A 7198-nucleotide genomic window follows, 5' to 3' on the forward strand; every position below is an offset into this window, starting at 1 on the left:
TTGTGACCACCCATCCGGGCCAGCGTCACCTTCGCGGAGGTGACCTGCGCACCGGCCGGCAGTCCGGCGACGTTGAACCGGACGTACGCGGTCTTCCCACCGGCGGGTTGTGCCGTGAGCTTCGTCGTATAGCCGTTCACCCGCAGCGGAAACTCCGGATCGGTGTACGAGTCGTCGGTGGGGGTCGCGTTCACGACCCCTGACTGGGCGACCCCTGACTTGGTGGTCGCCGCGTGCGGTGCCGGTTGCCCGCCCCCGGCTGATGCCCACGTCGACGTACCCAGAACCACGGCGACGCTGCCCGCGACCGCCACGGCGATGACCGCCTTGCGATGTCTTCCCATGTCCGTTGCCCCCATCGGACCCGGCAACCGACCCCCCGCCGACTGCTCACCCTACGTAATATCCAATCTACGGAGAGTTAAACCCGTGCAGCGAATTGCTCTCCCGCGGCCTGGGGTCGGCGGGGAACGTGGGGCAGGTGACTGCTCGGGGGAACAGGATGGGGTCGTGGCCGACTGGGACGGGGCGCTGTATGAGAAGGTCAACGCCCTTCAGCAATGGCTCGCCGCCCGATCGCTGTCCGGCCTGCAGTTGCGCGGCGACGAGCGCCTCCTCGATGTGGGCTGTGGCGACGGGCAGGTCACCGCGGTGCTGGCCGAGCGACTGCCGACCGGTTCGGTGCTCGGCATCGATGCCTCTCCCCGCATGGTCGAGACCGCCCGCGAGCACGCCGTAGCCGGCGGCCGGCTGCAGTTCGACGCGGGCGACGTGCTGACGATGCCGTTCGTCGCCGAGTTCGACGTGATCGTGTCCTTCAACGTCCTGCACTGGGTGCGCGATCAACGGCGGGCGTTCGGGCGCATCGGGGTCGCGCTCCGCCCCGGCGGGTGGGCCCTGCTGCAGTTCGTGTGCGGGGGCGCGCGGCCCAGCCTGGAGACCAGCGCGATGCAGGTCTGCCGCGCGCCGCGCTGGCGGTCGTGGTTCGACGACTTCCCGCCGCCCTTCGTGCACCCCGCCCCCGACGACGTGCGGGCCGTCGCGGATGCCGCCGGTTTTCAGATCTCGGAGCTCGCCGTCGACGACCTGACCTGGGATTTCGGTACGCCGACCGACTTCGCCCGTTGGTGCCGGGTCGGCTTCTCGGCCTGGATGTCCCGGCTGCCGGACGACGCCACGGCGGACGCGTTCGTCGACGATGTCGCCGCCGCCTACGGTCAGGTCACAGGTTCGCGGCAGCTCTTCCGGTTCCGCCAGCTCCGCACCGTCCTGCGACAGGAGTGACGGCTTGGCCACCATCAGCGCGCAACTCGGTCCAGTCACGGTCACCTGCCCCGGCGGCATCGATCTTCGGACGCTGGATGGTGATCAGCGGGGGCGGAGCCCTGCTGGTCCTCGCCGGGCTCGTCGCGTTCGTCCTGGTGCACCGCCAGCAGCGCCGGTTCCGGACGTCGGGTCCGTCTTAGGGGCGCGACTCGGCGAGCGCCGCGCAGAGCCGGGCGATCGCCGTGGTGAAGGCGTGCGCGGGTGGAGTCCCGTAGCCGATTACGAGGGCGGGTCGGTGCGCGGTGCCCGGTGCGGTGAACGATCCGAGACCGTGTACGGCGACCCCCCTCGCGCCCGCGCGTGACACGACCTCATCCTCGTCGGCGCCGTGGGGGAGCTCGAGCAGGGCGTGCAAACCCGCTGCTACACCGGCGATCCGCAGATCCGGCGCATGCCGGTGCACCGCGGCGACGAGTCGGTCGCGGCGACGGCGGTAGGCCGTCCTGCGGCTGCGCACCTGCCGGTCGTAGCCGCCGGAATCGATGAACTGGGCAAGGGTCAGCTGGTCGATGATCCCGCCCTGCCGGTCGGCCAGCGCCTTCGCCGAGGCGACATCGTCGACGAGCCGGGCCGGGAGGACTAGCCAGGCCAATCGGAGCGCGGGGGCGAGCGTCTTGCTCGCGGTCCCGCCGTAGACGACATGCTCTGGTGCGAGCGCCTGCATCGCGCCGACGGCCTGCCGGTCGTAGCGGAACTCGCCGTCGTAGTCGTCCTCGATGATCAGCGACGACGTTGCCGCCGCCCATTCGACGGCCTCGGTACGACGATCCGCAGCGAGCGGCACACCGAGCGGGAACTGGTGCGCCGGAGTCAGCAGGGCCGCTGCCGCATCGCCGAGCTCACCGACGACGGCGCCGCGGTCGTCGACCGGCACGGCGGTGGGCCGGAGTCCCGCGGCGGTGGCGATATCGCGATGATGCTGGTGGCTGTAGGCCTCGATCGCCATGGTCTTCCCACCGTCCGCGGCGAGCACCTGCCCCAGCAGGGTGAGGGCCTGGGTGAAGCCGGAACAGATCACGATGCGGTCCGCCGATGCACGCACGCCCCGGGCGCGCGAGAGGTACCCCGCCAGGGCCCGCCGCAGCTCAGGGCGCCCACGCGGGTCGCCGTAGCCGAATGCGTCGTTCGGAGCCGACCCGATGGCCCGTCGGGCGGCGGTCAGCCACGCGCTGCGCGGAAAGGCCGACAGGTCCGGTGATCCGGCCTGCAGGTTGTAGCGGGCCGGCCGGTCCGGAGTGGTCGCGCCGGGTGCCGGAGTCTCCGGCGCCACCGTGCGTTCTCCGACCCGGGTCCCCGATCCGCGTACGGCGGTGAGCCACCCTTCGGCGACCAATTGGCCGTAGGCGTCGGCAACTGTGTTCCGCGCGATCCCGAGATCGGCCGCCAGCGTGCGTGACGAGGGCAGCTGGGTGCCGGGATGGAGCCGACCGGTCTGCACCGCCTCGCGGAGGGCCGATTCGAGGGATGCCCGGATCCGTGGTCCGGCCAGGTCGAGGTGCAGGTCGGCACCGAAAGTGGCCCGCGTTTCAGTCATGGAAGTGGACCTTATCGTTGGTCTGATTCCTGCCTATGGTCGAGGCATGACCACGACAGACACCACGACTGACACCACAACCGAGACCGTTCCCGTGCGGCTCGACTTCGACGCCCACGCCGCCACCTTCTCCCGAGCGATGGCGCACCTCGACGGCGCCGCCACCAAGGAACTGGACCGGGTGGACTTCGATCCGCGGCTGCGCGAGATCGTCCGCATCCGCGCCTCGCAGCTCAACGGGTGCGCCTACTGCATCGACATGCACACCAAGGACGCCCGCGCGATCGGCGAGTCCGAGCAGCGCCTCTACGCGCTGCCGGCCTGGCGCGAGACGCCCTACTTCACCGGCCGGGAGCGGGCGGCACTGGCCTTCACCGAATCGGTGACGTTGCTCGCCACGGACCACGTCCCGACCGAGCACTACAACGCCGTCGCCGCCGAGTTCACCGTGGACGAGATCGCCGCACTGATCAGCCTGATCACCACCATCAACGCGTGGAACGCCATCGCGGTGAGCACCCGTGCCTGGCTTCCGGGGTCGTACCAACCGTGACGGTAGGGTCCGCGGGCGCTGTTAGAGTTCCGGGCGTGGCGAACGCGGATCTGGTTGCCGAATTCCGAGCACTGCACCGGCCCGGCGAGCCACTGCTGCTCCCCAACCCGTGGGATGCCGGGTCCGCCCGGATCCTCGCCGCGCTGGGCTATCAGGCGCTCGCAACGACGAGTAGCGGATACGCCGCCACACTCGGGCGCCTGGACGGAACCGTCACCCGGTCGCAGGCACTCGACCACGCCGCAACCATCGTGGCCGCGACTGATCTCCCGGTGTCTGCCGACCTGGAGAATGGCTTCGCCGACAAGCCGGACGAGGTCGCGGGAACCATCTCTGCGGCGATCAGGACCGGCCTCGCCGGCTGCTCCGTCGAGGATTTCACCGGAAAGGCCGACACGCCGATCTACGACGCCGGGCTGGCCGCGGACCGGGTCGCGGCTGCGGCCGAGGCGGCGCACGGCGGTGCGGATCGGCTCGTTCTCACCGCGCGGGCCGAGAACTACCTGCACGGCCGCGAGGATCTGGCCGACACGATCGCGCGGCTGCAGAGCTACCAGCGGGCCGGCGCCGACGTCGTCTACGCGCCCGGTCTCGTCCGGCCCGACGACATCCGGGCGGTCGTGTCGTCGGTCGACGTACCGGTCAACGTGCTCGCCCTGCCGGCCGGACCCGACGTCGGCGAGCTTGCGGCGCTCGGTGTCGCGCGCATCTCCGTCGGCGGCGCCTTCGCCTATGCGGCGCTGAGCGGTCTGGTCGACGCTGCCCGGGAGCTGCGGGAGCAGGGTACGTACGGGTTCTGGGAGCGGTCGGCGGTCGGGCGCGAATTCGCCAACGATGCCTTCAGCGACCGGTCCTGACTGCGGCGGGCCCTAACCGCGCAGTTGCCAGATCCACCCGATCGGCCGCAGCCCGAGCCTGCGGGCAACTCCCTGCGACGCAAGGTTGTCCGCCGAGGTGCTGTAGAAGAGGACGTCGTACCGGCTGCGGGCGATTGCGGCCCACGCCGACGTGACGGCGGACGCGTGGCCGCGGCGCCGGTCATCGGGATGCGTCCATACGCCGGCCTCCGCCGCACGGCCCCGTGCCCGGGGCGTGTGGCACAGCGCCACGACCCGTCCCGTGTCGACGGCGATCGCCCACGGCCCGAGTCGGCCGGCGAGCAGGTCCGACCATTCCTCGCGTTCCCACCACTTCGCGGGGCGAGCGGCGTGCAGGGCCGTCGGTACTGTCTCGTCGGAGGTGACGATCGCCGATCCGGCTGGGGTGACGGCGTTTTCGATCACGTAGCTGGGTCCGCCGGCGGCCGTCACGGACGCGATCGACCCGAGCAACTCCGCAGTCCTGGTGGTGCCCGCCCGACTCGGCACGACCCGACCATCGGGAGCGACACCGATTGCCACGAGCGGGGTGTCACCGTCGCGGCCGACGTCGTCGGGTCCCCACAGCGTGTCCATCTCCAACTGGAGCAGGTCCGCGTCGTTCATGGACGGTTGACGAAGGCCACGACGTCCTTGATGCCCGGCTCGTAGCCATCGGTGGTGTCGACGTGGATCTCCGGGACAGGGAGGGCGATCGGGACGAATGCATCCGGCGCCGGTCCCTGCGCCGCGACGTTGTGCAGGTGGGAGTGGTCGGCGTGAGCTGCCCGGCCGGGCTCCAGCGCAAGCCGGCGTTCGATCCGGTCGCGGCGTACGGCGGCGTCCACCACGCTGTGGATGATCCGGAACTCTGCAAGATCGGTGAGCGGCTCGAGGGCGGGCCGCCACAGCTTGTCCTGGAACGCCGCCTCGGCCACGACGGTCACCCCGGCACTGAGCAGCACCCGGATGACGTCGAAGAAGGTCGTGTAGGTCCGCATAGCGAGCGGGTCGCTGAGTTTCGCCTCGTAGCCGGGAGTGGCATGGACCATGCCCTCCTTGATCTCGTCGCGACAGATCGCCGGGCAGCCGACGGCGCGGGCGATCTCGTGCGCGAGCGTGGTCTTTCCGGAGCCGGGTGGTCCGCTGACGACGATGAGGGTGGGCAAAGGCATGGCACATGGTACGGCGGGCGCCGCGGCGGCGACGCTTTGTGGGTGGCGGGCGAGGCCGCCACGAGGCAGGCTCGCCGCATGGATGCGCACACGGGTGTCAACCAGAGGTTCTGGGACGAGATCGCGCCGCTGCACGCTGCGTCCGACTACTACGACGTCGACGGTTTCCTCGCCGGTGCCACCACCCTCGGCGACGTGGAGATCGCCGAGGTCGGGGGGGTGACCGGCCTGCGCATGGCCCACCTGATGTGCCACATCGGGCTGGACACGATGTCGTGGGCGCGGCGAGGTGCACAGGTCACCGGCGTGGACTTCTCGACCGAGGCCATCAGCATCGCTCGCGGGCTCGCGCAGCGGGCCGGACTCGACGTCCCGTTCGTCTGTGCAGACGTCTTCGACGTCGACCGCCATCTCGATCGTCGCACCTACGACGTGGTCTTCCTCTCCCGGGGCGTCCTGATGTGGGTCGAGGACATCCCTGCGTTGGCGGAGGTTTGCGCGTCGCTTCTCAAGCCGGGCGGATTCTTCTATCTGCTCGACATCCATCCGCTCGCGATGGCGATTGCCCAGACCCCCGACGGACTGCATTTACAGCAGAGTTACTTCCACTCACCAACGCCGTCGGCGGTCAGCACCGACGGGTCGTACGCGATCTCGGACGCTGGTCTGCAGCACCAAGAGACGCGCGAGTGGATCCACTCTGTCGGGGATGTCGTCACCGCGCTGATCAACGCCGGAATCATCATCGAGTTTCTGCACGAGTTCCCCGCGGACGCGCCGACCGCCGGTGGACCGGCGGCCGCGGCGCTGCCGGCGCTGTTCTCGGTACGCGGGACGAATTGGGCTCAGTGACGCGGAAAACCGCCAGCCCACCCGGTCGTCTCGGCGATCAATGCCGGCAGTCCTTCGATGTGTTCGAGGACCTTCGCCTCCGCGGACGCGGGCAGGGAGCTGCGCGGAGTGGTTCCGGCGAGGTCTGCGCGGATTCCCTGCGAGATCTTGGCGAGCCGCATTCCGAGGGTGCGCACGAGGAGGTCGGGCCCGGGCCGTAGCGGCTGCCCACCGGCGGCGACGTAGGCACCGACGGACTGACGCATGCGCTCAGTGTCCGGCGCCGGCCGCCCGTGCTTGGCGAACGAGGTCAGCACGTGTGCGGCTTCTAGGTTGGCGCTGTCCGGGCCGGCGACGTCCCAGTCGATGAGCACCGGTCGCGCTCCTCGACCGTGCAGGACCATCAGCACATTCCACGGCTCGAAGTCCCGGTGTGTCTGCACGTGCGGGCCGGTCGCGGCGAAGACATCGGTGACGCGGACGGACAGGTCGAGGATCAGCCGGAGGTGATGGTTTAGCGCCGGCACCCAGGCCCGGTTGGTGGCGCCGCCCTTCTGGAGCCATTCGTGCCAGTCGGCTGACGCCACCTCGGGGAACTGGTTGTACCACCAGGTCGGCGCCGGAACCTCGGCCAGCGGCGGCTCGAGGTGCTGGATGCGGGCGAGCGTCTCGCCGAGCCAGTCGGCGATGTCGTCGTCGGGTGCGAGCGGCCGATGCGGCAGGAAGGGATAGGCGCGGAAGATCCCGAGCCCGTCGATCTGCGCGGCGGCACCGAACTGCGCTGTCCGTGGCGGTACCGGGCTGGGTGAATCGATGCCCGCAGCCAACGCCCGCTGCTCGAGTCGCATCGCGGCGTCCAGCGTCACCCGCCAGGGCAGTTCGGATCCCTTCCAGAACCGCTTGACGAGCACCGGGCCGGAGG

9 protein-coding genes are annotated in these 7198 nt (G+C 70.3%); 4 read left to right on the top strand and 5 right to left on the bottom strand.

Going from position 1 to position 7198, the window contains the following annotated elements; translation table 11 throughout:
- A partial coding sequence (locus VGH85_13315; GenBank protein ID HEY2174780.1) for a hypothetical protein occupies nucleotides 1-344 on the bottom strand: 344 nt, incomplete at its 3' end.
- A gap of 166 nt (nucleotides 345-510) precedes the next feature.
- On the opposite strand from VGH85_13315, the gene VGH85_13320 reads away from it, so the two are divergent.
- Nucleotides 511-1284, top strand: coding sequence for a class I SAM-dependent methyltransferase (locus tag VGH85_13320; protein HEY2174781.1), 774 nt, complete (start codon nucleotides 511-513; stop codon nucleotides 1282-1284).
- A gap of 178 nt (nucleotides 1285-1462) precedes the next feature.
- Here VGH85_13320 and VGH85_13325 read toward each other — a convergent pair whose 3' ends face one another.
- Nucleotides 1463-2860, bottom strand: a complete 1398-nt coding sequence (locus VGH85_13325) for a PLP-dependent aminotransferase family protein (GenBank protein HEY2174782.1) — start codon at nucleotides 2858-2860, stop codon at nucleotides 1463-1465.
- Nucleotides 2861-2906: 46 nt separating this feature from the next.
- Here VGH85_13325 and VGH85_13330 point away from each other — a divergent pair, with 46 nt between their 5' ends.
- Nucleotides 2907-3413 (top strand): carboxymuconolactone decarboxylase family protein, encoded by a 507-nt coding sequence (locus tag VGH85_13330; protein ID HEY2174783.1) that lies wholly within the window; start codon nucleotides 2907-2909, stop codon nucleotides 3411-3413.
- Between the two features lie 35 nt (nucleotides 3414-3448).
- Complete coding sequence (locus tag VGH85_13335; GenBank protein ID HEY2174784.1) at nucleotides 3449-4270, top strand: isocitrate lyase/phosphoenolpyruvate mutase family protein; 822 nt, start codon at nucleotides 3449-3451, stop codon at nucleotides 4268-4270.
- 12 nt (nucleotides 4271-4282) lie between these two features.
- Here VGH85_13335 and VGH85_13340 read toward each other — a convergent pair whose 3' ends face one another.
- Both VGH85_13340 and VGH85_13345 read right to left on the bottom strand, forming a co-directional pair.
- Complete coding sequence (locus VGH85_13340) at nucleotides 4283-4897, bottom strand: GNAT family protein (GenBank protein HEY2174785.1); 615 nt, start codon at nucleotides 4895-4897, stop codon at nucleotides 4283-4285.
- The gene (locus VGH85_13345; GenBank protein HEY2174786.1) at nucleotides 4894-5445 is read right to left on the bottom strand and encodes an AAA family ATPase; all 552 of its coding nucleotides are present in this window, start codon (nucleotides 5443-5445) and stop codon (nucleotides 4894-4896) included. Before VGH85_13345 ends, VGH85_13340 begins: the two co-directional genes overlap by 4 nt.
- A gap of 78 nt (nucleotides 5446-5523) precedes the next feature.
- Between VGH85_13345 and VGH85_13350 the strand changes: the two genes are divergently transcribed.
- Nucleotides 5524-6297 carry a class I SAM-dependent methyltransferase gene (locus tag VGH85_13350; protein HEY2174787.1) on the top strand — a complete coding sequence of 258 codons (774 nt, stop codon included), beginning with the start codon at nucleotides 5524-5526 and terminating at the stop codon, nucleotides 6295-6297.
- On the opposite strand, the gene VGH85_13355 is transcribed toward VGH85_13350, so the two are convergent.
- Nucleotides 6291-7198 (bottom strand): phosphotransferase (locus VGH85_13355; protein ID HEY2174788.1); only part of this gene is annotated, 908 nt, incomplete at its 5' end. The genes VGH85_13350 and VGH85_13355 overlap by 7 nt on opposite strands.

The organism is Mycobacteriales bacterium (genome assembly GCA_036497565.1).
In the GTDB taxonomy this organism is placed as follows: Bacteria; Actinomycetota; Actinomycetes; order Mycobacteriales; family QHCD01; genus DASXJE01.